Annotated in this window: 19 protein-coding genes and 1 riboswitch; of the genes, 12 read left to right on the top strand and 7 right to left on the bottom strand. The window is 64.0% G+C overall.

Annotated elements, in window-relative coordinates:
• Positions 1 to 87: 87 nt before the first annotated feature.
• The 4 genes from hpaD to AB0O87_RS13265 all read left to right on the top strand — a co-directional run bounded on the left by hpaD (position 88) and on the right by AB0O87_RS13265 (position 3,827).
• Positions 88 to 1,272, top strand: coding sequence for a 3,4-dihydroxyphenylacetate 2,3-dioxygenase (gene hpaD, locus AB0O87_RS13280; RefSeq protein ID WP_363516874.1), 1,185 nt, complete (start codon positions 88 to 90; stop codon positions 1,270 to 1,272).
• 204 nt (positions 1,273 to 1,476) lie between these two features.
• A complete protein-coding gene (locus tag AB0O87_RS13275; RefSeq protein ID WP_363516869.1) occupies positions 1,477 to 2,262 on the top strand; it encodes a fumarylacetoacetate hydrolase family protein in 786 nt (261 codons plus the stop codon).
• Complete coding sequence (locus AB0O87_RS13270; protein ID WP_363516866.1) at positions 2,247 to 3,047, top strand: aldolase/citrate lyase family protein; 801 nt, start codon at positions 2,247 to 2,249, stop codon at positions 3,045 to 3,047. Before AB0O87_RS13275 ends, AB0O87_RS13270 begins: the two co-directional genes overlap by 16 nt.
• Before the next feature lie 57 nt (positions 3,048 to 3,104).
• Entirely contained in the window at positions 3,105 to 3,827 is a 723-nt protein-coding gene (locus AB0O87_RS13265; protein WP_363516863.1) for a DUF6882 domain-containing protein, read from the top strand.
• Positions 3,828 to 3,847: 20 nt separating this feature from the next.
• Here AB0O87_RS13265 and AB0O87_RS13260 read toward each other — a convergent pair whose 3' ends face one another.
• Entirely contained in the window at positions 3,848 to 4,726 is an 879-nt protein-coding gene (locus AB0O87_RS13260; protein WP_363516860.1) for a bifunctional methylenetetrahydrofolate dehydrogenase/methenyltetrahydrofolate cyclohydrolase, read from the bottom strand.
• A gap of 201 nt (positions 4,727 to 4,927) precedes the next feature.
• Positions 4,928 to 6,202, bottom strand: a complete 1,275-nt coding sequence (gene glyA / locus AB0O87_RS13255) for a serine hydroxymethyltransferase (RefSeq protein ID WP_363516857.1) — start codon at positions 6,200 to 6,202, stop codon at positions 4,928 to 4,930.
• A gap of 40 nt (positions 6,203 to 6,242) precedes the next feature.
• Positions 6,243 to 6,327, bottom strand: a riboswitch (ZMP/ZTP riboswitch).
• A gap of 107 nt (positions 6,328 to 6,434) precedes the next feature.
• Here glyA and AB0O87_RS13250 point away from each other — a divergent pair.
• The 6 genes from AB0O87_RS13250 (at position 6,435) to AB0O87_RS13225 (ending at position 14,114) form a co-directional block, all read left to right on the top strand.
• A complete protein-coding gene (locus tag AB0O87_RS13250; protein ID WP_363516854.1) occupies positions 6,435 to 7,979 on the top strand; it encodes a family 20 glycosylhydrolase in 1,545 nt (514 codons plus the stop codon).
• Positions 7,976 to 9,148, top strand: a complete 1,173-nt coding sequence (locus AB0O87_RS13245) for an amidohydrolase family protein (RefSeq protein WP_363516850.1) — start codon at positions 7,976 to 7,978, stop codon at positions 9,146 to 9,148. The genes AB0O87_RS13250 and AB0O87_RS13245 overlap by 4 nt, the downstream gene beginning before the upstream one ends.
• Before the next feature lie 711 nt (positions 9,149 to 9,859).
• On the top strand, positions 9,860 to 11,932 hold the full coding sequence (locus tag AB0O87_RS13240; protein WP_363516847.1) for a sigma-70 family RNA polymerase sigma factor: 2,073 nt from the start codon (positions 9,860 to 9,862) through the stop codon (positions 11,930 to 11,932).
• A 9-nt stretch (positions 11,933 to 11,941) separates the two neighbouring features.
• Positions 11,942 to 12,313: a YrdB family protein gene (locus AB0O87_RS13235; protein WP_363516844.1), complete on the top strand. Its 372-nt coding sequence runs from the start codon at positions 11,942 to 11,944 to the stop codon at positions 12,311 to 12,313.
• A 36-nt stretch (positions 12,314 to 12,349) separates the two neighbouring features.
• The gene (locus AB0O87_RS13230) at positions 12,350 to 13,714 is read left to right on the top strand and encodes an FAD-linked oxidase C-terminal domain-containing protein (protein ID WP_363516841.1); all 1,365 of its coding nucleotides are present in this window, start codon (positions 12,350 to 12,352) and stop codon (positions 13,712 to 13,714) included.
• Entirely contained in the window at positions 13,707 to 14,114 is a 408-nt protein-coding gene (locus AB0O87_RS13225; protein ID WP_363516838.1) for an NUDIX domain-containing protein, read from the top strand. The genes AB0O87_RS13230 and AB0O87_RS13225 overlap by 8 nt, the downstream gene beginning before the upstream one ends.
• 19 nt (positions 14,115 to 14,133) lie before the next feature.
• Here the strand turns inward: AB0O87_RS13225 and nagB are convergent, their stop codons facing one another.
• The 5 genes from nagB to AB0O87_RS13200 all read right to left on the bottom strand — a co-directional run bounded on the left by nagB (position 14,134) and on the right by AB0O87_RS13200 (position 21,687).
• Entirely contained in the window at positions 14,134 to 14,913 is a 780-nt protein-coding gene (nagB, locus tag AB0O87_RS13220) for a glucosamine-6-phosphate deaminase (protein WP_363516835.1), read from the bottom strand.
• Positions 14,906 to 15,871: an ROK family protein gene (locus AB0O87_RS13215; protein ID WP_363516832.1), complete on the bottom strand. Its 966-nt coding sequence runs from the start codon at positions 15,869 to 15,871 to the stop codon at positions 14,906 to 14,908. Before AB0O87_RS13215 ends, nagB begins: the two co-directional genes overlap by 8 nt.
• A 43-nt stretch (positions 15,872 to 15,914) precedes the next feature.
• Positions 15,915 to 17,102, bottom strand: a complete 1,188-nt coding sequence (locus tag AB0O87_RS13210) for an ROK family transcriptional regulator (RefSeq protein ID WP_363516829.1) — start codon at positions 17,100 to 17,102, stop codon at positions 15,915 to 15,917.
• 80 nt (positions 17,103 to 17,182) lie between these two features.
• Entirely contained in the window at positions 17,183 to 20,449 is a 3,267-nt protein-coding gene (locus tag AB0O87_RS13205; protein ID WP_363516826.1) for a family 20 glycosylhydrolase, read from the bottom strand.
• Entirely contained in the window at positions 20,440 to 21,687 is a 1,248-nt protein-coding gene (locus tag AB0O87_RS13200) for an amino acid deaminase (protein WP_363516823.1), read from the bottom strand. The genes AB0O87_RS13205 and AB0O87_RS13200 overlap by 10 nt, the downstream gene beginning before the upstream one ends.
• Positions 21,688 to 21,712: 25 nt before the next feature.
• Between AB0O87_RS13200 and AB0O87_RS13195 the strand changes: the two genes are divergently transcribed.
• Together AB0O87_RS13195 and AB0O87_RS13190 are read left to right on the top strand one after the other, a co-directional pair.
• Positions 21,713 to 22,117, top strand: a complete 405-nt coding sequence (locus AB0O87_RS13195) for a RidA family protein (RefSeq protein ID WP_363516820.1) — start codon at positions 21,713 to 21,715, stop codon at positions 22,115 to 22,117.
• Between the two features lie 108 nt (positions 22,118 to 22,225).
• Positions 22,226 to 23,686: a L,D-transpeptidase family protein gene (locus AB0O87_RS13190; RefSeq protein WP_363516817.1), complete on the top strand. Its 1,461-nt coding sequence runs from the start codon at positions 22,226 to 22,228 to the stop codon at positions 23,684 to 23,686.
• Positions 23,687 to 23,717 lie beyond the last annotated feature (31 nt).

Below are 23,717 nucleotides of genomic sequence, written 5' to 3'. Positions count from 1 at the left end.
CTTTCCGCTCCCGTCGCACTTTCTGTCGCTCCGGCGCCGTGCAAGCGACAGAAAGTGCGACGGAAACCATCACGCAAGGACGCTGATATGACCGACTCGACAGGCAAGACAGGCAACACGGGCAAGACGCTGACCTCTTCGGGGTACTACGTCTCGCAGGAGGCCCAGATCCAGTCAGACAATCCCGTAGCGACACCGAAGAGCACGCCGCCAGATATTTTGCGATGCGCCTACATGGAGCTTGTCGTTACCGATCTGGCCGCCTCGCGCCAGTTCTACGTCGACGTTCTCGGCCTGCACATCACCGAAGAAGACGAGCAGGCGATCTACCTGCGTTCGACCGAAGAGTTCATCCACCACAACCTGGTGTTGCGCCAAGGCCCGATCGCGGCTGTCGCCGCCTTCTCTTACCGCGTGCGCACGCCGGAAGACCTCGACCGTGCTGTCGATTTCTACACCGAACTCGGATGCGATGTGCGCCGCAACGCGGATGGCTTCGTCAAGGGCATCGGAGACTCGGTGCGTGTTGTTGACCCGCTGGGATTCCCCTACGAATTCTTCTATGGCACCGAGCACGTCGAGCGGCTCTCCTGGCGTTACGACCTGCACACCCCTGGCGAACTTGTGCGTTTGGACCACTTCAACCAGGTCACCCCCGACGTCCCTCGTGCCGTGCGTCACTACCAAGACCTCGACTTCCGCGTCACAGAAGACATCCAAGACGATGAAGGCACCGTCTATGCCGCGTGGATGCGTCGCAAGCCCACAGTCCACGACACCGCAGCCACCGGAGGAGACGGACCGCGCATGCATCACGTGGCGTTCGCGACGCACGAAAAGCACAACATCCTCGCGATCTGCGACAAGCTCGGTGCGCTGCGTCGGTCCGACGCGATCGAGCGCGGCCCTGGCCGCCACGGGGTGTCCAACGCCTTCTACCTCTACCTGCGCGATCCAGATGGCCACCGCGTCGAGATCTACACCCAGGATTACTACACCGGCGACCCAGACAACCCGGTCGTCACCTGGGATGTCCACGACAACCAGCGCCGCGACTGGTGGGGAACCCCCGTCGTACCTTCCTGGTACACCGACGCCTCCCTCGTGCTTGACCTGGACGGCAACCCGCAGCCCGTGATCGCACGCACCGACTCCAGCGAGATGGCGGTGACGATCGGCGCTGATGGCTTCTCGTATACCCGCGCCGACGAGGGCGAAGATTCGATGCCCGAATACAAGCAGGGCGAGTACAAGCTGGGGCACCAGCTCTAATCCGACGACGCTTCGACAGGCTCAGCGATCCGAGATGGAACGACGCTTCGACAGGCTCAGCGACCCGAGATGGAACGACGCTTCGACAGGCTCAGCGACCCAGGGAAGCTCAGCGGCCCCGGGAAGCTCAGCGGCCCCGGCGTGGGGACGACAGTCCCCGCGATGGGTTCCTGAGCCTGTCGAAGGACACACAAGGAGACACGGATGTTGTCAGAAGAAACGATCACGCTACTTGCGGCAGAGCTGGCAGAAGCCGACCGCACGCACTCGGTGATCCCGCGCATCACTCAGCGCTATCCCGATGCGACAATCGAGGACTCCTATGCGATCCAGGGTGTCTGGCGCGACTCGCAGGTCGCAGCGGGGCGACGACTTGTCGGACGCAAAATCGGACTCACCTCGAAAGCGATGCAGCAGGCCACCGGTATCACCGAGCCCGACTACGGCGTGATGTTCGACGACACGGTCTACGAATCGGGCGCGGCGATCCCGGTCGATCACTTCTCGAATGTGCGCATCGAGGTGGAGCTCGCCTTCGTGCTCAAGCACCCGCTGGAAGGTCCTGACTGCACTTTGGACGATGCCCTCGCCGCCATCGACTACGCCGTGCCAGCTCTCGAGGTGCTCAACTCGCACATTGAGCTCGAAGGGCGCACGATTATCGACACGATCAGCGACAACGCCGCGTATGGAGCGATGGTGCTGGGGTCTGTCCACAAGAGCCCGGATGAGATCGACCTCCGCTGGGTGCCTGGTGTTCTTTCTCGTAACGGCGAGATTGAAGAGACGGGTGTTGCGGCGGGAGTCCTCGGTCATCCGGCGACAGGGGTTGCCTGGTTGGCGAACAAGTTTCACCAGCACGGCGCGCGTCTCGAGGCCGGGGAGATCATCCTGGCAGGATCATTCACACGCCCAATGTGGGTGTCGCGCGGCGATGAAGTGCTGTGCGACTACGGACCGATGGGAACAATCACATGCCGCTTCGTTTAGCACCTTCTTTCCGCGAACAGCTGGCGGCGTCCGACCATCCGTTTATCGGCATGTGGGTGTGCTCAGGCAGCCCGCTCCTCGCCGAAGTCACCGCAGGATCAGGGCTGGACTGGATCCTCATCGATATGGAGCATTCCGCCAACACGCTCGATTCGGTGCTCCACCAGTTGCAGGCGATCGCGGCCTACCCCATCACGCCGCTCGTGCGTGTGCCGTCCAACGACACCGTCGTGATTAAGCAGGTGCTCGACCTCGGTGCGCAGAACCTCATCGTTCCGATGGTGTCCTCTGTCGAAGAGGCCACAGCGGCAGTGGCCGCCACGCGCTACCCGCCGGAGGGCGTGCGCGGTGTCGGTAGTGCGCTGGCGCGAAGCGCCCGCTGGAATCGTGTCGATCAGTACCTCCAGGACTCCGCGCAGCACACCTCGCTGACGGTGCAGATCGAAACGGCCGCCGGTGTCGCGGCAGCGGCCGATATCGCTGCGGTCGATGGCGTGGATGCCGTTTTTGTTGGCCCTGCCGACCTGTCAGCGTCAATGGGACTACTCGGACAGCAGGCCCACCCGGATGTCACCGCCGCGGTCTCTGCGGTGTTTGCGGCGGTGAAGTCTGCGGGCAAGCCCGTCGGCGTGAACACGTTCGACCCCACAGCAACAGATGCCTATCTTGCCGCTGGAGCGGACTTCGTCGCCGTGGGCGCCGATGTCGCGTTGTTGGCGCGTGCCTCTGAGGCCCTGGCCGCTCGCTTTCTCGGGACGACCGGTGCTGACCGCGCCAGCTACTGACGTCACCAGATGAGGTTCGACTAGCGGATTCATAGCAACTCCCGAGAGACTGTCGGCATGACCTTCGCCGCGCTCCAGCCCCTCGCCGACCGTGCCGCCCTGTTTGTGGCACTCCGACAGGACGCTCTCTCTGCTGCTGCCGATGCTCTCGGCGAGCACCGTTGGGATGCGGACACCGCCGCCGGAACACTCACCTTTACGGCGCACGACGATCCCACGCGGCAGCTTGTGACGCGCGCACATCTTGTCGCGACGATTGCTCCGGGGCCCCGCTCGCTCCTCTGGGCGTGGGCGCATCCGAGCGGCGACCCGCACGGCGTCGCCGCGCAGCTGCAGGCGTACGGGACAGATCACGGCATCGAAGAGCTGACGGCTTCCGAGCTTCCGTTCCCCACCGATGCCACCGGTGATGATGAGTGGATCGCGCAGGCTGCGCACACCGTCGGCGGCGTCGCAGTCGAGCTCACAGGACGCTCTCCCTACTACTCCGCCCCCGTCGGCAATGGAACCCGCGCTGTGTTCCTCCTCGACGCCCCGATCGCTCCATTGACGCTCGCCGATGCGATCGTCGCACTGCCTGGCGTGCTGGCAACGGTCAACCTCACCGACGCGCGCACAGCAGTCTGGGATCTCGCGCGGCTCGCTGGCTGGACCCTGAGCTGGACAGATGAGGCGTTCTCCGGAGCCACGGTTTCTGATGACACTGGCACCGCAACGTTCCTCTTCGATGAGCACGCGCGCATCAGCGGCATCGAAAGCACGCTGAACGGTCAGGCGTAACCGCTCAGCGGCTCTCTCCACTAGATAAGGCGCTCTGCCGCCTCTACGACGTTCGTCATAAGGAGCGCGACCGTCATCGGACCGACCCCACCGGGGTTCGGGGAGACAAAGCCTGCGACCTCGGCGACATCGGGGTGCACGTCGCCGAAGACGACACTCTTGCCGGTTTCTTCGTTGGTTTCGCGGGTCACACCCACATCGAGTACAGCGGCACCTGGCTTGACGTCTTCTGCGCGGATCAGATGCTTGACCCCAGCCGCAGCCACAATCACGTCGGCCTCACGCAGGTAGCATGGCATGTCGACCGTGCCTGTGTGGGTGAGCGTCACGGTGGCATTGAGGTCGCGGCGGGTCAGCAGCAGTCCGATCGAACGGCCGATGGTGACCCCTCGGCCGACGACGACCACATGCTTGCCGTTAAGGTCGTACCCGTTACGTAGCAGAAGTTCGATGACACCACGCGGCGTGCAGGGCAGTGGAGTGTCGATCGGGCTGTTCACGTTCAGCACCAGCCGCCCCAGGTTCGTGGGGTGCAGGCCGTCGGCATCCTTCGCCGGGTCGATCCGCTCGAGGATCGCGTCGGTGTCGAGGTGCTTCGGCAACGGCAGCTGCACGATGTAGCCGTGGCAGGTGGGGTCGGCGTTGAGGTCATCGATCAGCGCCTCGACATCGGCCTGTGAGGCATCCGCCGGCAGCTCGCGCTGGATCGAGTTCATGCCGATCGCTTCAGACTGCCGATGCTTCATGCCGACGTAAAGCTGGGACGCCGGATCGGCTCCCACGAGCACGGTAGCGATGCCCGGCGTCACGCCCTTCTCTTTCAGCGCGACAATCCGCTCCGAAAGCTCCGCCCGAATCGCCGCCGAAGCGGCCTTTCCATCCAAAATCGTCGCAACCATACTCTTCCTCTTCTTTCCTCTCCTCAACGTCTGAACTCCCCCGCCCTCTCCCCCTCTCCCCCGTCGCCGAGTGCACGCCTTGGGTGCGAGTGCACGGCTTATTCACGTGAACAAGCCGTGCACTCGGCACGAACCCGTGCACTCGGCGGAGGTGTGGGTGGGGGGTGCGGGGGGTGCGGGGGTGTGGGGGGGGTGGGGGGGTTACTGCTGGAGGTGGGGGTAGAGGGGGAAGGCGGCGGCGAGGGAGTCTACGCGGGTGCGCAGCGCCGCTGCGTCAGCGCCGGGGAGAAGGGCGAGGGCGATGATGTCAGCCACCTCGGTGAACTCGGCATCGCCAAAGCCGCGTGTAGCGAGAGCCGGCGTACCAATGCGCAGACCGGAGGTGACCATCGGCGGGCGAGGGTCGTTCGGCACTGCGTTGCGGTTCACCGTGATGTGGATATCGTGCAGGAGATCCTCTGCCTGCTTGCCATCGATCTCGGCGTCACGCAGATCAACCAGCACCAGGTGCACATCGGTGCCACCAGAGCGCACCGCAATACCGGCGTCCTTGACATCCTGCTGTGACAGGCGCTCTGCGAGCAGTGCAGCTCCGCGCAGCACTCGCTCCTGACGCTCCTTGAACTCGGGAGTACCCGCGAGCTTGAACGCTGTCGCCTTCGCCGCAATCACATGCATGAGCGGTCCACCCTGCTGCCCAGGGAACACAGCGGTGTTGATCTTCTTCGCGATATCGGCATCGTTGGTGAGGATGAAGCCCGAACGGGGACCACCGATCGTCTTGTGCACCGTCGAAGAAACCACATGAGCGTGAGGCACCGGGTTCGGGTGCAGCCCCGCGGCAACGAGGCCAGCGAAGTGTGCCATGTCTACCCAGAGCAGCGCTCCGACCTCATCAGCGATTGCCCGGAAAGCCGCAAAGTCCATCGTGCGCGGATACGCCGACCAGCCAGCGATGATGACCTTCGGCCTGTGCTCGACAGCAAGTCGACGCACCTCCGCCATATCGATGGTCGAGGTCTCAGGGTCAACCCCGTAAGCGACGATGTCGTACAGCCGCCCGGAGAAGTTGATCTTCATGCCGTGGGTGAGGTGACCACCGTGGTCGAGCGAAAGACCGAGAAGCTTGTCGCCAGGACGCGCAATCGCGTGCAGTACTGCGGCGTTTGCCGACGCACCGGAGTGCGGCTGAACGTTCGCGAACTCGGCACCGAACAGGCTCTTCGCCCGCTCGATCGCGAGCGACTCTGCGACGTCAACCTCTTCGCAGCCGCCGTAGTAACGACGGCCGGGGTATCCCTCGGCGTACTTGTTGGTGAGAACGGATCCCTGCGACTGCAGCACCGAGACAGGGACGAAGTTCTCAGACGCGATCATCTCGAGGAACGTCTGCTGACGCTTCAGCTCACGGTCAAGAACGTCGGCAATCTCCGGGTCAACCTCGGAAAGCGGGGCGTTGAAGTAACGGTCGGTCATAGTGACATGCTCCTCTGACTACGGATTCGAAAGGGGTGTTCCAATCGGCCCAGGCGCGCGGTCGAATTCCGTGGTCAGTCGCTCCCCGGTGGTAGTCCACCCAGACGCCAGTCGCGACGCTTACGAGCATAGCGGATACGAGCCCCCGCACGAAGGGACGAATTGCTCCGGCGGACCAACTCGTCTCTACAATCTCATACCGTCGAGCCGGCAGGACCGGTAGGTTTTGTTCATGGTCCTTCCTCATGCGCTTCCACTCGTGCCCCTGCCCGCATCGGCAACGGCAGGCGAAGGGCGAATGCCGATCACTGCAGCGACCCGCGTCTCTGGCCCTTCCGCCGCGACAACCGTCTTCGTCGAGGCTGTCGCGCGCCGCACTGGCATGCGCCTGTCCCCCGAAGCTGCAATCAGTACAGAAGCGGGTGCGCGCACGCCGACCAAAGCCACCGAGATTGAACTGCGGATTGACTCCTCTGTTGCCGCACCAGAGGGATACGTCCTCACCGTCAATGACCGCGCCCTCATCGTCGGCGCGGACGAGGCTGGCCTCTTCTACGGCACCCACACGCTCTTGCAGCTGCTGCGCCCAGACGATTCAGGATGGTCGCTTCTCACCGCTCACATCGAAGACGCCCCGCGTTTCGCTCGACGCGGCGTGATGCTCGACGTAGCGCGGCATTTCTTCGGAGTCGATGAGGTCAAGAGTTTCATCGACAGCACGAGCGCACTCAAGTTCAACCATCTGCATCTTCACCTCAGCGACGATCAGGGCTGGCGCGTGCACATCGACTCCTGGCCGCTGCTGACGGAACGCGCTGCAGCGACAGCCGCCAGCGGAGACGCTGGCGGCTTCTACACGAAAGCGGACTACCAGGAGATCGTCGCGTACGCCTCCTCCCGCCACATGGTCGTCATTCCAGAGATCGATCTGCCTGGTCACACGCACGCGATCGGTGTGGCGTATCCCGAACTGGTCGAGCCCCCGGTGCTGAACGACAGCCTGGTGGCAGAATCTGCCCGCCTTGGTCAGCAACTTCCGGTTGCAGGCGAGCCGTACACCGGCTGGGGCGTTGGACATTCCAGCGTGCGTATTCATGAAGCGCGCACCTACGATTTCGTGCGTGATGTGGTGCGCGAACTCGCCGAGATGACCCCGGGGCCGTATATCCACATCGGCGGCGACGAGTCGTTGGGCACATCGCCGTCCGACTTCGATCTGTTCGCCGAGCGAGCAACGGCGATCGTCGTCGAAGCAGGCAAGGTGCCCGTCGCCTGGCACGAGATGGGCGCGGCTCCTCTCATCGCTGAAGGCACCGTCGGACAGTACTGGGGCATGACGACTCCCGGTGGCTCGCATGCCGCGGAGGCCGCTCATTTCGTCGAGCGCGGCGGTGCACTGATCATGTCGGCAGCAAACGCCACCTACCTCGACATGAAGTACGACGACAGCTTTCCGCTCGGCCTCACGTGGGCAGGGACTATCGATGTTCGGTCCGCTTACGAGTGGGAGCCAACAGCCGTGCTCGACGTCCCTGAGGCAGCGATTCTTGGCATTGAGGCCCCACTATGGTCGGAAACCACTCGCACGTTTGCCGATGTGGAACAGCTTGTCTTTCCACGCGCTGCGGCCCAGGCCGAAGTGGCGTGGTCGCCGCGGGAAGCACCACAGCGCAGCTGGGAGTCATTCCGCGTACGGCTCGGCTCGCTCGCTCCTCTGTGGAAAGCTGAGGGTGTCGACTTCTACCCTGCAGACGAGATCTCCTGGAGCGCACTTTGAGCACCCATTCCTCTGTGACCGGTTCGCTGGTTATTCACTCCGCCAGAATCATTGATTGCGGCGAAGTGGTGGAGAACGGCTGGGTGCGCATCGAAAACGGCACGGTTGCCGATCGTGGAACCGGATCAGGTTGGCTGCCCGCAGATACCGTCGTCGACGCCGCGCAGACTGCCGGAGCTGGAGCGATCCTCACCCCCGGCTTCATCGACATTCACGGGCATGGCGGCGCAGGAGCGGCGTTTGATGACGGCGTCGATGCGATCCGTACCGGTCGAGAGCTGCACAGAGCGCACGGAACTACCCGCGCGGTGATCTCGTTGGTGACGGCATCTCTTGATTCTTTGGCCCGCAACGTCGCGGTTATTGCCGACCTGACAGAGACGGACCCCGACATCCTCGGTTCGCACCTCGAGGGCCCGTTCCTTGACCCCGGCCATCATGGGGCGCACGAGCTGTCGCTGCTCCGCCATCCTGTCGCGGCCGACGTCGCCTTCTTGCTGGAAGCAGGGCGCGGCACAATCCGCCAGGTAACGATCGCGCCAGAGCTCCCCGGCGGCCTCGACGCTATTCGGCAGATCGTCGCCGCCGGCTGCGCGGCCGCCGTCGGCCACACGGACGCGGATGCGCAGACGGCAGTCTCTGCGTTCGAAGCCGGCGCATCGATCTTGACCCATGCGTTCAATGCGATGCCAGGAATCCACCACAGAGCGCCGGGGCCGGTGCTGGCCGCCGCCGCAGATCATCGCGTCGTGCTGGAAGCTATCGCCGACAATGTGCACCTCGATCCGCACGTCATCAAGCTGGTGTTCGATTCGGCTCCTGGCCGTGTCGCCCTCATCACCGATGCGATGGCGGCCGCAGGCAGCGCCGATGGGCACTACGACCTCGGCACGGTGAGCGTGACGGTAGACAACGGTGTGGCGAGAGCTGACGACACCGGATCCATCGCCGGTTCCACACTCACCCAAGACGTTGCGCTGCAACGTGCCGTAGCCGCGGGTGCCGACCTCCCTGAGGCGGTGCGCGCTCTTACGGAAACACCGGCGCGGGCGATCGGCCGCAACGCCACTCTGGGCAGCCTGCGACCAGGCATGCTCGGTGACGCCGTGCTCCTGGATTCGAAACTGCACGTCGCGCGCGTATGGTCAGGCCCACGGTTGCTCCCCTAAGCAACAACAAGGCGCGCGACGCGCAGCTCTGCGCTCTCCAGTCGTTCAGTTGCTGAGGGTGGGAGGCCGCCGTTCCCCAGACCGGCGGCCTCATTCCCCTCGTGAAACAGATGGGCCTGGTACTCCTCCCCAGGCGCTCCAGACCCACCCAACCGGTGCAGATACCCCCCGCACCAGCGCCTGAACTCCGCCCCCCGGCGGAATTCGTACGGCTGTCTCTATGGGATGAGACGATGCTCATCCCGATTCATTACGCAACTTCCGAAAACTTCTCGAAATTTCCTCGATCTCCCCAGATCGAAAGTGTGGGAGGCCGCCGCTCCCCAGACCGGCGGCCTCTTTTCCCCTCTTGAGACTGGGCGGGTCTGGTATTCCTCCCCCGAGGCTCCAGACCCACCCGGCCGGTGCAGATACCCCCCGCACCAGCGCCTGAATTCCGCCCCCCGGTGGAATTCGTACGGCTGTCTCTATGGGATGAGACGATGCGCCACGGGATTTATTACGCAACTTCCCAAAAAACTTTTCAGAAGATCCTCATGCGCCCCCGGATACACTCGGTGCCACCCCACTTGAACCCGGGTATCGGCTTGGAGTTCCGCGGGGAGGGTGGTTTACCTGGGAGATTCGCGAGAGAATCGAATATCCGCGTGATGAGAGGCGATTAGATGCGTCTCTTCATGTGAAGGCGTATGAACGCCCCACGACAGATGGATGATTGTGCAAGAAGAGAACACGACTCACGAAGAACTGATCGGCGATGCCGACCTAATCCTCCGCACCCGCTCCGGCGACACGGAGGCGTTCGGTGAGCTCTGGCGACGGCACTATCCCTCTGGACTCACCGTCGCCCGGTCGATCACTTCTTCGATCGACCCGGATGACCTGGTGCAAGAGTCGTACACCCGCATCTACCAGGCGATCCTCAAAGGCGGCGGGCCGAACGGTTCCTTCCGCGCCTACCTGTTCACCAGCATCCGCAACACCGCAGCTGGGTGGGGGCGTGCGCGTCGTGAAACAGCCATCGACGAACTCGACACGGTGGCAGACCCAGAGACCACAGACCAGGCCACGAGCGAAGCTCTCGACCGCAGCCTGACGGCGCAGGCATTCCGTAGCCTGCCCACCCGTTGGCAAGAAGTGCTGTGGTACACCGAGATCGAACAGATGAAGCCGCAAGAAGTCGGCCCGCTTCTCGGGATGAAGGCCGGAGCGGTGTCGCAGTTGGCTTTCCGTGCCCGAGAGGGTCTGCGCGAATCCTGGATTCAGGCGCATCTGCGAAGCGCAGGAGAAGGCTCAGATTGCCAGTGGTCGATTGAACACCTGGGTGCGTATTCGCGCGGCAACCTCAGCACCCGAGACCACAAGCGACTTGAGCTACACCTCGAAGACTGTGCACGGTGCATCATCGTCGCAGCCGAAGCAAAAGACGTGTCGATGCGTCTCGCGATGGTGCTGCTGCCTCTGGTACTCGGCGTCACTGGCGCTTCGGGCTACATCGCCGCACTGCAGGGTTCCGGCGCACCGATCGTTGCACTTGCGGGAGGTTCTTCCAGCATTCCCGGCGCTGTCTTCGCTGGCGGAGACATGGGCGCAGGAAGCGCTGCGACGAGCCTCACCGTCGCCGGTGGCGGCGCGGGCAGCGGCGCAGGATCTGGTGCTAGCTCCGGTGCTGGTTCCGGTGCTGGCGCTGGCGGATCCGCCGGTGGCGCAGCAGGCGGAGCGGGCGGCGCCGCCGCATCAGGGGGAGTTTTCACAGGTATCGGCGCCCTCGTAGGTGTTGGCTCTGCCGCACTGGTCGTCGCGGGTGTCGTCGCCGCAGCGGCGATTGTTCCCGGCCTCGTAGGCGCAGAGTCTGCGGCCTCCCTCGCCAGCGCCGCAAGTGAAGATTCTTCGGCGATCGCCGCCGAGGTAGGTCCGGATGAGGCGATGAAGGAAGATGAGCCTGTCGCCGTCGAGGCTCCCATCAAGGAGCCCGAGGTCGTACCTGCTCCTCCCGTCGAAGAGGTTGCTCCTGCGCCGATTGCCGAGCAGGCCGCTCCGAATGTGACGCCGCCGCAGACAGCACCGGTCGCGCCCGCTGTTCCTGTCGCGCCCACCACACCCGTGGAGCCAGAGCCCGAGCCCGAACCAGAGCCGGATCCAGAGCCGGTAGTGCCCACTGACCCTCCCGGCTGGTCGCAAGCGACCGTCGAGCCGCCGGTCGGCCTCGACGCTCTTTACATCTACACCATGCCGGTCGAAGGTGTCGCAGGAAGCACCGTCGAGGTGCTGATCCAGGACGTCTTCGACTTCGGCAGAAGCTATGTAAGCGGCGGTAGCGTCGTGCTCGATGCAGCCGGGACCGGAGTGATTGTTTTCGAGGTGAGCGAACCCCAGCAGGCGAGCGCACAGTTTGTCGGCGTCATCATCCAATACTTGCTCGATTCCGGCGTTGGCCCGTCGGTGGAGACGACGCTCTACGAGATTGCTCCCGAGGGCGGACTCGGCGAGCTACCCATCGACTCCGGCCTCCCGGACGTTCCACCCCCAGGTGACGGCACAGCACCCGAGGACGGCACATCTCCCGAGGACGGCACGTCTCCAGAGGACATCACGCCGCCGGAGGACGTCGCTCCACCTGCGGACGATGCAACACCGGCGACCGACGACACTCCCCCGCCCGGCGAGACCCCGCCGGGCGAGGATGAGATTCTTGAAGAAGTACCCGTCGAAGAGGCAGCTCGTTCCGCAGCACCAGAGCCAGTTGTTCTCGAGTCGGCGGAAGGCGCAGAAACCGCCGAATAGACTGAATCCATGACTTCGGATTCCGCTCCTGTTCCCGGCGTCGACCGCCCCGCTTTCTCTGCCCTCGATATCGTGCGCGCTGTCGTGCTGATCGCGGCGGTGGCTTCGCTCGCCCTGTGGGGCTTCGCAAGCTGGGATACCCCGTGGAGCATTGTTGTCGGCATCGGCGCTCCGGTCGTCGTCATCCTCATTTGGGCACTGTTTTTGTCACCACGACCTGTACTCCGGGTGCACCCTTTTCTTCGCGCCGTCGTTGAACTCATGATCTACGTCGGTGTCACTATCGCCTGGTGGTCGATGGGACAGGCGCTGATCGGTACTGCGTTCGCGCTCGTCGCCGTCGTCGCCGGGGTGCTCAGCGGCCGACGCGCACTGTCCTAAGCGATTCATCGTGAGAGCTTCATGATGAGTGCGCCGATGAAGGTGTTGTCACTCCTGCGCGAGTCCTTAGGACCGATCGTCGATGTAAGTGACGATTCGCTTGAAGTCGCAAGAGCCGATCGCTCTGGTCACGCCGCTGAGGGCACACCGCTCGCCGTTGTGCACGCAGAGAGCGTCGAGCATGTCCAGGAAACGATGCGCATCGCCACCGCCACCCGCACACCTGTGGTTGTGCGCGGCGCAGGCACCGGCCTCGCAGGCGCCGCAAACGCGGGCACCGGCGAAATCGTGCTGTCGCTTGCCCGGATGACCGCTATCCACGAGGTGAGCTCCGACGATCTCCTTGCCGTGGTGGAGCCGGGCATTCTGAACGCCGATCTCAACAGAGAGCTCGCCACGCACGGCCTGTGGTGGGCGCCGGACCCCGCCAGCCGCGACATCTCAACCGTCGGCGGCAACATCGCCACCGGAGCGGGCGGTCTGCTGTGTGCGAAGTACGGCGTCGTGCGCGACGCCGTCCTGGGGGTCGACCTTGTGCTCGCGGATGGACGACTGATGCATCTCGGTCATCGCAGCGTCAAAGGCGTCACTGGCCTTGATCTCACCGCTCTCGTGATTGGTTCCGAAGGGACACTCGGCGTTGTCGTGGGTGCCACTCTCAAGCTCCGCAGGCTCGTGCAGGGTGAGACCTGCACTGTTACCGCCGTTTTTCCTGGAGTACGAAGCGCTGCTGCTGCCGCAGCGGCGGTGACTGCTGCCGGCGTGCAACCAGCGATCATGGAGCTGATGGATGCTGCCAGCCTCTCCGCCGTGCACGCGCTTCTTTCTTTGCCGGTTCCCGCGCCAGGTGCCGCGCAGCTGACAATTCAGACCGACGGCCCAGCGGCTGCGGCGGAGGCAGATGCCATCGCGGCGATACTCCGCACGCACGACGGAGTGACCACCGTCTCCCACGACCGCGAAGAGGGGGATCGTCTGCTCGCGATTCGACGCTCGATGCACGCGGCGATGGCCTCGCTCGGAACAACGCTCATCGAAGACGTCTCTGTGCCACGGAGCGCAATGCCAGCGATGTTCGACGAGATCGCCCGCATTGAATCGGCGTACGGACTCACGATCCCTACAGTGGCGCATGCGGGAGACGGAAACCTGCACCCGAACTTCATCTTTGAGGGCCCAGAGACCCCAGATCACGTGTGGGCCGCGGCAGATGAGCTTTTCCGCGCCGCGATTCTTCTGGGCGGCACGCTGACCGGCGAGCACGGCATCGGCGTCTTGAAAAGGCGCTGGCTCGCAGACGAGTTGGGCGACGACCAGTGGCAGCTCCAACGTCAGATCGCGGCTGTGTTCGACCCCCTCGGCCTCATGAACCCCGGAAAGGTGTTCGTCACTGGTGCCTGATATCCATGTGAGTGCGGCGGTGATCGTCGACGAAGAACGCCGCGTGCTTGTCGTTCGCAAGCGCGGAACCACCCGGTTCATGCAACCAGGCGGCAAGCCGGAGCCAGGCGAGTCCGCTGCCCAGACATTGATCCGCGAACTACACGAGGAGCTAGGACTCGTCCTCGAGGAGTCAGATCTCGCACCGCTGGGCACCTTTGTTTCCGCGGCGGCCAACGAACCTGGGCACCGGGTGGTCGCTGCAGCTTTTGCCGTCACCATCGATCCAGTAGGCGTCGCTGTTCAGGCAGAGATCGCTGAACTGCGTTGGATCACTGCCGCTGATCTTGCGACTTTGCCGCTGGCACCGCTGAGCACCGAGCACTTGTTGCCGCTTGCGTGGGGTACGCAATCGGCCTAAATCAGGCGCGAGAGCTTGCCTAAATGCCCTGCCATGCTGGCTTGTTCGCAAACGTGTAGCGGTAGTAATCGCTAAGCGTGAGGCGCGAGGCCGCCGCTTCATCGACCACGATCGTCGCATGCGGGTGCAGCTGAATAGCAGATCCGGGCAGAAGCGCCGTGAGCGGGCCTTCGACCGCGGCGGCGACGGCTTCGGCCTTGCCTTCACCGAATGCGAGGAGCACAAGGTGGCGTGCCTTCAAGATGGTGCCGAGCCCCTGCGTGATGCAGTGCATTGGCACGTCATCGATGGTGTCGAAGAAGCGCGCGTTGTCTTCACGGGTCTGCTCGGTGAGCGTCTTTACGCGCGTGCGAGACGCAAACGACGATCCAGGCTCATTGAAGCCGATGTGTCCATCCGTGCCGATTCCGAGAATCTGCAGATCCACACCGCCTGCACCCTCGATGGCCTTCTCATAGTCGTCACCCGCATGCTGAATCGTCGCCTGAGCGCCGTTCGGAACATGAATCCGCTGCGGATCGAGTCCCAGCGGCTCCACCACTTCGCGGGTGATCACAGACCTGTAGCTTTCGGGGTGCGCTGGGTCGATGCCGACGTACTCGTCGAGCGCAAAGCCGCGCACCTGGGATACGTCATGGCCCGCGAGTGTCGTGCGCAGTGCTTGATAGACAGGCAACGGCGTGGAGCCGGTAGCAAGGCCAAGAACGGCGTCTGGACGACGTTCGATCAGCTCAAGGATTTCTGTAGCGACCAACGCGCCAGCGGCCTCGGCATTTTTGACGATGACAACCTCAGCCATGCGAAACGATCTCCTTCTCGGTGATGGATGCGCCGACAAGTGCGGCGCCGAAAGCCGCAGCGGGAGACCCCGCCGGGAGTAGTTCAATTCTCTCATCCAGGCGAAGCGAACGCATGAACGGCGATGCCTCTGCCCCGGCACGCAGCGCAGCACGAACGCCGTTTTCCAGTCGCTCGCCGAGCGCTGTGAGTCCGCCGCCGATAACGACAGTCTCCACATCAGCCGAGAGCACAAGTGCTCGTACGGCGGCAGCGGCACCGTGGTACAGATCGTTGCGGAGCGAGAGCGCGAGAGGGTCACCCGCGTCTGCCGCATCGAATAGATCTTTGATGGGAAGAGCCCCTGGCCGCCCCCAGGCCTTCGTGAGGGCACCGCCGCCGCAGAATGTTTCGATGCAGCCATGCTGCCCGCACCCACACAGGCGGCCACGCGGATCAACCGAGAGGTGGCCCACCTCGCCGGCCGTTCCGCGAGATCCGCGCCAGATCTGTCCGTCAATGACGATGCCAGCGGCAACGCCCGTCCCGAGATTCAGATAGGCCATCGACCCTGCGACGCCGTTGAGCGCTGCGGCGCCAAGGGCAGCAGCCTTGACGTCGTTCTCGACCCGAAACTGCACTCCAAGGACCTCTTCGGAGCGGGCGGCGAGATCCAGCGACTCCACCCCGAGGTTCACAGCGTGATCGACTCTGCCTGCTCCCGCATCGACGAGTCCTGGGATCCCCACTCCGACAGAGCCGACCTCGGATATCGCAAAACTGTTTTCGTCAGCGAGCGCAGCGACAGCCAGCACGATGCTCTCCACGACCGCGTCATCGCCCCACCCTGTGGGACGGCGAAGTCGGCCGATGATGCGTCCAGACGCGTCGACCGCCACCGCATCGATCTTGGTGCCGCCGACATCCAGGCCGACGCGAATCGGCCGACCTGAAGGGTCGGCCAGACTGATATTCGTCATCAGATACCGCTCCGCATGGCGCCGACAGTGCAAGAGATGTCGCTCACGACACTCCTAGCTGTCCGGAGAGCACCATCACAGCCGCTCCGCGCAGAACGATGTCTTCTTGGTGTGTCAATCGCACAACAACGTCTTCGAAGACGCCCTCGAGCGTGCGTGCATGAAGCGTGTCGATCGCCGCGTCGATCAGGGCGCCGTCAAGCAGGTCTGCTGGACCGGAGAGCACGACCTCTGAGAGATCGAGTGCGGCCACGATCGGCGCAATCGCGATGGCCATCCGTGTTCCCGCATCGCGAAGAATCTCGTCTTTTGCCGTGGGGTCAGCGTCGATCGCTTCGCGGAGTCTGGTCACGCTGAGCCAGGCTTCGAGGCATCCGTCTTTGCCGCATGCGCAGCGCGGACCGCCGTCGGTGCCGACAACGACGTGACCGATCTCTCCGGCGGCGAAGCGGCTCCCCAGCAGCGGCTGGCTGCCGGTGATGAGGCCTGCGCCCACGCCGCGTTCGATCTTGATCAGCATGAAGTCTGCTTTGGCCTCGCCAAAGGTGTATTCGGCAAGCACAGCAGCGTTCGCGTCGTTGCGCGCGAGCACCGGCAGGTCTAGATCGACGCCCAGTTTTGCTTCGAGGCGAAAGTTCGTCCATCCGAGGTTCGGAGAACTCAGCACGACACCGTCGGGGCGCACAACACCGGGGCTTCCGATTCCCACGCCCAGCACTGGACGAGTGGCTGCAGCCACGAGCTGCTCTGCAAGCTGGCGCAACGCGGCGTACGCCGCCTCACCATCGGGAGATACCGGGCGTGCAATCTCTCGCCGCTCGATCACGTCGCCATCGAGGCTGAGCACTGCCCCTGTGAAGGCGTTGGGGCCGGAGAGGTCGAGCCCCACAATCTGATGGCCCGCGCGATCGATGTCGATCAGGATGGGCGGCTTCCCCGGACCGACGGCCTCGCGCACGCCCATCTCGATGACGATGCCATCGGCAATGAACTCCGCGACCAGATCTGAGATGGTGACCCGGGTGAGGCCCGTCTCGCGAGACAGGTCGGCGCGGCTCATCGCCCCCGCGTGATAGAGCGTCTGCAGCACAAGAGCGCGGTTGTGTCCGCGTGCCTGCTCGGGAAGAACTTTGGACCGTGAGCGCAGGTGTCGGCCTGGGCCGAAGGCATGCGTATTCGCGCCCGCATGCTCTGAAGACGATGCGGAACGCGGTTCACCCGATACGGACATGTTTGTTAGTAGACCTTACGAACATAGATTTGCGCAACCCAGGCTCGCGAGCGCTGGGCGAGGTTTATCGAAACGTTACATTACATTGCGTCCCCCATGTCGGCGGAGCGGGAACGTGCAACCAACCGCTCCACCAACCCGGCCACAATCTGCTGTCGCGCCTGCACAGTGAGCGGCTTTCCCGGCACTCCAGGGCGGCGCTGTTCTGGCGTCGGGCCATCGATCGGGCGATACCGCACGCCGGCAGCAGCGAGACGCCGCAGATGAGTAGTGAGCCGACGTTCGAAGTCTGCATACGCTGCCGGCTCGCCCCCTTCCCACAGCCGTTCGGCAATCGCCGTCAGCCGAGGAAACATCGCGAAATCCACGCGATCCCGCGTGGGCAGATGCTCGCTCCAGACATTCGCCTGGCCACCCACAGCGCCATCTTCAATGCGCAGCGCGTAGGCGCGCTCCATCGTCAGCGGCGGACCGACCCTAATCGGCTCCTCCGTCGACTCAGACTGCGGATAATCCAGATACACCTCAAGGTCAGGGCACGCCACAACCTCAATGCCACGACGCAGAGCATTGCGCAGGGCGACGGGGCCGCGCCACGCGAGAATCCGCACCCCGTCTGGCACATCTCCTTCTAGTACTTCGTCCCAAGCCAGCGCCGTGCGACCACGGTCTCGAAGATGCGCAACGAAATGCCTCGTAAACCACGGCTGAATGTCGTGCGGGCCTGCGAGGCCGAGTACCTGCATCTGGCCTGCCGCTGCGGGACTCTGGGCCCATTCGGTTACAGGCACCTCATCTCCGCCGATCCCGATCCAGGGCGAGTCGAACACCTCGCAGAGCGCATCGATCACTGCCCGACCAAACGCCAGCGAAGCCTCCGTCGGAGCCAATGTGCGGGCGTTCACCCCAAACTGCTCCCAGGGGCCAACCGCCGGTTCGCTAACATCGAGGTTTCCCAACTCCGGGTACGCGGCGAGCGCTGCCTGGATATGCCCAGGGAGCTCGACCTCAGGCACCAACGTCACATATCGGTCGCGCGCGTAGGCGACCAAGTCACGCAGCTCGGCGGTTGTGTAAAACCCCTCGTGCACTCCTGGTTCTACGGTGGCGAGAGGACCATGGCCGAGCTGTGTTGCGTTCCGTCGCGATCCGATTTCGGTGAGCCGAGGAAAGCCCGGCACCTCGAAGCGCCATCCTTGGTCGTCTGTGAGGTGCAGGTGCAACACATTCAGCTGGTGGTCGGCGAGGAGATCAATCACGCGGCGCACTTCATCGACCGGGCGGAAGTGCCTGGCTACGTCGAGCATCACCCCGCGCCAGCGGTGAGCGGGCGATCCTTCCCACACTCCGGCGGGGATAAGCGTCGCCGTTTCCTCAGGAGCGCGCAGCTGGCGCAGCATGGTCGCGCCGCGGTACACGCCAGCAGCACTCGCGCCGCTGATGTCGATCGAGGAGGCACTGACGCTCACCCTGAATGCTTCTTCGCCGACTCGGCCCTGGGCCTCGGCCGCGTGCGCGAGGGCTTCGTCTATACGCAAACGTAGAGGGGGCATCGTTCGTGCTCCCGTGGGCGGCCCCAACCGTGCGACCGACGCTTCAAGTCCCGCTGCGGCCTGGATTGGCGTCTCGTCCGACCAGGTGAACCCCTCAGAAGCCGGTTCGATGACGGAGGCGATGAGCGGAACGGTCGCGCGGTGTGGCGGCGGTGGCATCCGCAACGCGCGTCCTGGTGTGCGTCCTGTCACCTCACCATCAGCGACGACGGGCACCCCGCTCACCAGTACTTCGATGATTCCGTGCGGGGCAGCAAACGGCTCGTCAAAGGTCGCACCGGCGGCGACACGCGCCGGATCGAAGAGCACCAGATCGGCGGCAGCGTGCTGCTGGATCACACCCCGCGGTGCATCTCCTCTGTCCAGTCCCAAGCGCCTTGCGGGAGTGGCCGAGAGGTGCCGCACCGCCTCCTCCCAGGAGAGGATGCCGAGGTCTCGCACGTAGTGCCCGAGGTACCGGGCAAAAGTGCCTCTTCCGCGCGGATGCGGGCGTGCTCCGATCAGAATCCCATCGCTGCCGCCCGCGTGCTGCGGGTGGCGCATGATGGTGCGCACGTTCTGCTCGTCACCTACGTGCATCAGGATGCCGGTGGCCCCGGCATCAGCAACGATGGTGTCAAGGACCACGTCGATGGCGCGGCGTCCGCCTTCGTGCGCGATCTCTGCGATGGTGCGCCCGACAAGTCCCGCAAGGGTGGGGTTCACGACGCCGGAGATTTGGATCTGCGTCCAATCCGCTTTTTCTCCGTGGAAGCCGTCGCAGCCCACTTCCTCCAACTCGACACGTACGTGTTCCCTGCCTGTCTCATCCAGGTTCGCAATGGCTCCGAGCAGGTCGCCTGTCGCAGCCAGTGCGCTGGGTAACAGCGCAGCAAGGGTCGTCGCCCCTGGGAGGTACGGATAACTGTCGAGGGTGACATCCGCTCCATCCGCGATGGCCTCATCGATCAGCCCGAGAAGCTCGTCTGCCCGCCCTCGATTCGGGACGAAGTTCATGGTGGCGTGGGTGAGGTGCACGGGGCAGCCGGTGCGGCGCCCGATGTCGAGCGCCTCGCGATACGCGTCCAGCGCTCCCCCGCCGTAGCTGCGCGTGTGCGGCGACCAGTACCCCCCGCGCTCGGCAACGACACGGCACAGCGCTTCGAGTTCTGCGGTGTCTGCGTACATTCCCGGCGTGTAGGTGAGACCGCTTGACATACCGAATGCGCCCGCATCCAGCGCATGGCCCAGCAGCTCCGCCATCGATGACACTTCGGCAGGAGTCGCTTGTCGGTTCTCATGGCCGACGACCATCATGCGAAGGTTTCCCTGCGGCACCAACACGGCAACGTGCGCGACCGTTGCCGCATCGATTGCGGCAAGCAGATCATCCATTGTGCGCCACGGAGCGTCGGTCGGCGTGCCGTTCCACCCGGCGATCTGCGCCGGAATCACCGCAGCAGAGGCATCATCCAGTGGCGCATAGCCCAAGCCGTCTTGTCCAACTACCTCGGTGGTAACCCCCTGGCGGATCTTCGCCTCATGGGCGGCCCCCCTCAGGACGGCGAGCTCGCTGTGCGCGTGCATGTCGATGAACCCGGGGGCCAGGAACAGCCCTGTGGCATCAATTTCTACCGCGCCATCAGGAAGCCCGAGATCAACCCTGTTCTCCCCTCGTGGCAGGATTGCGACCACTCTGGCGCCCTCAACGGCAACATCGGCGACGTAGCGCTGCGCCCCCGTGCCATCGATGACGGTTGCATCGCGGTAGACCCGCACGAGACCATTCGCTGCTTTCTCTGCGCTTAGAAGCATGTGGCGACCGCGTCAATCACCCGGGGGTCTGCGGCATCTGGATCGTCAATCACCGCTACCACCCGCCACTTATCAAATGCAGTGCAGGGGTGCGAAAGTCCGAGTCGCACCACATCCCCCACGCGCACTGACGCACCGTCGGCGAGGCGGAGAAAAGCATGTTGATCGTTCAGTGCGGTAATCTCCCCCTCCGTCGATTGCGGAACCGGAAGCCCCAGATCAAAGGGCACATCGCGACGTCCTGCATCGAGGAGCGCAAGGCCCGCCTCTGGCTGAGAGACGACTCGCGACCATGCGTGCATCGCGGAGCGCAGCGGTTCGGTACCGATCTCGGGGCCGAACGGCGACATCCGAGAGTAGAAACCATCGTCGTGAATCTGGAATGCACCGGAACGGAGCACAACCTCTGCCTCGCCGCCGAGCCGCCCGAGAACAGCAGCCGCGCGGTCAGGGAAGGCGCTGCCGCCCGCACTCACTACCGGCTTCACATCCGCCGGGTAGTGCAACAGGGTGTGCAGCTCGACGATCGTCTGGAGATAGGCATCAACGGCTGCAATAGACGTGTCCGATCGGTCAGGGCCAAATGGCCCCTCGTACCCCGCGACCCCTGCGAGCCGCAGCCCAGCCGCGCGTGCGATCGCCTGTGCAATCTCTTGGCCTTCGTCGACAGTGCGCGCTCCCGTTCGGCCCTGTGCGCCGCCCAGCTCCACCAACACATCGAGCGGCCGAGAGTGGCCAGAGTGTGAGTGTCCAGCGTTCTGCGCTTCACGCACCGCTTTTTCGAGGATCGCCACACCCTCAAGCGAGTCAGCCCAGCAGAGCACCCGGAGTCCCTCATTGGCAGAGAGCAATCCGACCAGTCGTCCGGCAGCTACGGCATCGGTGACGGCGTTCGCAATCAATACCGTTTGCACACCGGCGTCGATGGCCACCTCTGCTTGCCATGGCGTGGCTACGGAAATTCCCCACGCCCCCGCATCCAAAAGCCGCTGCCACAGAGCAGGAGCCATGGTGGTCTTGCCGTGCGGCGCAAGAGAAACGCCCTGCTCTCGCGCCCAGGCGAAGACGGTCTCCTCGTTGTGCCTGAGCGCATCGCTGTGCACCGTCAGCACGGGGGTACCCAGGTCGGAGAGATGGAGGCCAGCCGCACCAACCTCCGAAAGGCGGAGCCCAGCGGCGTTCGCCTGGAAGCCCTTCGTCCAGGCGCCGATGACGGGATCCGGAATTTGTAGAGGCATCTAACAAGGCTACTAGGCTGACGGGATGACCGAGAAGATCCGCGTTTTTACCGACGCAGCCCCCGCGCCAGCCCACACCTTTTCGCAGGGTATTCGAAAGGGACCCTTCGTGCAGGTTTCGGGCCAGGGCCCGGTAGACCCCGCAACGAACGAGTACCTTTTTCCGGGAGACGTCGCCGCGCAGACGACGCGCACTCTCGAAAACGTCAAGGCCATCGTCGAGGCATCTGGCGCGACATTCGACGACGTCGTGATGTTGCGCGTCTACCTCACAAAGCGCGAAGACTTCGCTGTGATGAACGAGGCATATGGCGCTTTTGTCACGGCACACACCAGCAACGGCGTTCTTCCCTCACGCACCACGGTCTTCACCGGTCTGCCGCGCGAAGAGATGCTCGTCGAGATCGACGGCATCGCCATCATCGACTAAGTCTTCAGCGCGGGGAGGCACAATATCACGGACCGTTGCCTTCTCGTTACCTCCGATCACGTACCATAAAGAGTCAAGGCACGTTTAAGAGCCCGGGGGGTGAAGTTCGTGACCGATTTGATTTCCGCACCGGGCACAGCAGACGGTACACACGGAGACGACTCCGTGAGCATGGAAACTGCTCCGCTGCACACCGGCGAGCAGCCGCTGGCTTGGGCACCGATCGAACCCGCGCCCAAGAAGCGCCGCCTCGGCCTTTGGCTCGGTCTCGGCGCTGGCGTCATCGCTCTCGGTGCCGGAGCTGCTTCGATGATCCTCATCGCCCCAGGCACGACGGTTGCAGGAATCCCTGTCGGCTTTATGACTCCTGGGGCCGCCGCAGAAGCGGTCGGCTCTCACCTCAATGAGACAACAGTCACCCTGACGGGTGCGGGAGAAGGCGCCGTCCTCACCGGGGCCGACCTGGGTGTGAGCGCCGACGCCACGGCGCTCGCAGAGGCAGCGTTCGCCGAACGGCCACTGTGGAACCTCAGCACGTGGATGGGCGACCCTGTCCCGGCCGACATCACGTTCGCGCCCGAACAAGCATCAGCCGCCTTGCGCAGTGCAGTGCCCGCGAGCTTCACCGAACCGGTCAACGCGGGAGTCGTCTTCGATTCCGCTGGCGGGAACTACGTCATCACGCCATCCGAAACCGGCACAGGAATCGATGTCGAAGATCTGAGCACGGCATTCACCTCCGCCGTTGCCGACGGAGATACGGCACTGGAGTACTCCGGTGATCCCGCGCAGGCACTTCCTGCGATTTCAGACGATGCCGCGACTGCCACCGCCTCTACCCTCAACACGATGCTCCCCACCGTCGGCTTCTACGTCGGCGAAGAGCGCACAGTACCGGTCGCCCCCGCCGTCGTTGCGACATGGATCACGGTGGTTGATGACAATGGCCAGCTGCGCATCGATGCCGACCCCCAGGTCATTCAGGCCACCGTCGACACCCTGCCGAAGCTGGTTGACCGGGCAGCAGTGAATGCCAGCAACATCGTCGACTCTGCTGGCACAAACCTGCGCACAGAAAAGGAAGGTGTCGCCGGGCGAGCATTGGGCGACACATCTGAGACGGCAGACCAGTTTGCCCTGCAACTGACAGCGGGCGACGGAGCATTTGCGCTGCCGGTTACTGAAACAGCTTTCGAAACCGTCAACGTGTTCCGCCGTATCGAGATCGACCTGGGCGCCCAGCGTGCGTACCTGTTCGAGAACGACTCGGTCGTCAACTCTTGGGCCGTATCTACCGGCCTACCTGGAACGTTGACCCCCACCGGCAACTTCAAGGTCTTTGCGCACACAGAGATGCAAGACATGGGCTGCTTCGAAGGCGCACCGTATTGCACAGAAGACGTGCCATGGATCACCTGGTTCGCTCCGAACATCGGCTTCCACGGCACCTACTGGCACAACAACTTCGGGCAGCGGATGAGCCACGGTTGCGTCAACCTCCCCATTGATCTCGCCAAGTACGTCTACGACTGGTCCCCCGTGGGGCTGGAGATCTCGGTCTACAACTAACCCACTCTCGCTGGGGCACGAAAAAGGGGCG

Origin of the sequence: Microbacterium sp. NPDC076768 (assembly GCF_040687205.1) — a bacterium.
In the GTDB taxonomy this organism is placed as follows: Bacteria; Actinomycetota; Actinomycetes; order Actinomycetales; family Microbacteriaceae; genus Microbacterium.
Note: the sequence above shows the minus strand (reverse complement) of the source record. Positions and strands in the feature narration are given on the sequence as shown.

Excerpts from the sequence above, each read along its gene's own strand:
- AB0O87_RS13235 (WP_363516844.1), top strand. The coding sequence starts at position 11,942 with ATGACTTCGGATTCCGCTCCTGTTCCCGGCGTCGACCGCCCCGCTTTC.
- AB0O87_RS13240 (WP_363516847.1), top strand. The coding sequence starts at position 9,860 with ATGATTGTGCAAGAAGAGAACACGACTCACGAAGAACTGATCGGCGAT.
- AB0O87_RS13210 (WP_363516829.1), bottom strand. The coding sequence starts at position 17,102 with ATGTCCGTATCGGGTGAACCGCGTTCCGCATCGTCTTCAGAGCATGCG.
- AB0O87_RS13230 (WP_363516841.1), top strand. The coding sequence starts at position 12,350 with ATGAAGGTGTTGTCACTCCTGCGCGAGTCCTTAGGACCGATCGTCGAT.
- AB0O87_RS13250 (WP_363516854.1), top strand. The coding sequence starts at position 6,435 with ATGGTCCTTCCTCATGCGCTTCCACTCGTGCCCCTGCCCGCATCGGCA.
- AB0O87_RS13200 (WP_363516823.1), bottom strand. The coding sequence starts at position 21,687 with ATGCCTCTACAAATTCCGGATCCCGTCATCGGCGCCTGGACGAAGGGC.
- AB0O87_RS13275 (WP_363516869.1), top strand. The coding sequence starts at position 1,477 with ATGTTGTCAGAAGAAACGATCACGCTACTTGCGGCAGAGCTGGCAGAA.
- AB0O87_RS13265 (WP_363516863.1), top strand. The coding sequence starts at position 3,105 with ATGACCTTCGCCGCGCTCCAGCCCCTCGCCGACCGTGCCGCCCTGTTT.
- AB0O87_RS13195 (WP_363516820.1), top strand. The coding sequence starts at position 21,713 with ATGACCGAGAAGATCCGCGTTTTTACCGACGCAGCCCCCGCGCCAGCC.
- glyA (WP_363516857.1), bottom strand. The coding sequence starts at position 6,202 with ATGACCGACCGTTACTTCAACGCCCCGCTTTCCGAGGTTGACCCGGAG.
- AB0O87_RS13260 (WP_363516860.1), bottom strand. The coding sequence starts at position 4,726 with ATGGTTGCGACGATTTTGGATGGAAAGGCCGCTTCGGCGGCGATTCGG.
- AB0O87_RS13270 (WP_363516866.1), top strand. The coding sequence starts at position 2,247 with ATGCCGCTTCGTTTAGCACCTTCTTTCCGCGAACAGCTGGCGGCGTCC.
- AB0O87_RS13215 (WP_363516832.1), bottom strand. The coding sequence starts at position 15,871 with ATGACGAATATCAGTCTGGCCGACCCTTCAGGTCGGCCGATTCGCGTC.
- hpaD (WP_363516874.1), top strand. The coding sequence starts at position 88 with ATGACCGACTCGACAGGCAAGACAGGCAACACGGGCAAGACGCTGACC.
- AB0O87_RS13205 (WP_363516826.1), bottom strand. The coding sequence starts at position 20,449 with ATGCTTCTAAGCGCAGAGAAAGCAGCGAATGGTCTCGTGCGGGTCTAC.
- nagB (WP_363516835.1), bottom strand. The coding sequence starts at position 14,913 with ATGGCTGAGGTTGTCATCGTCAAAAATGCCGAGGCCGCTGGCGCGTTG.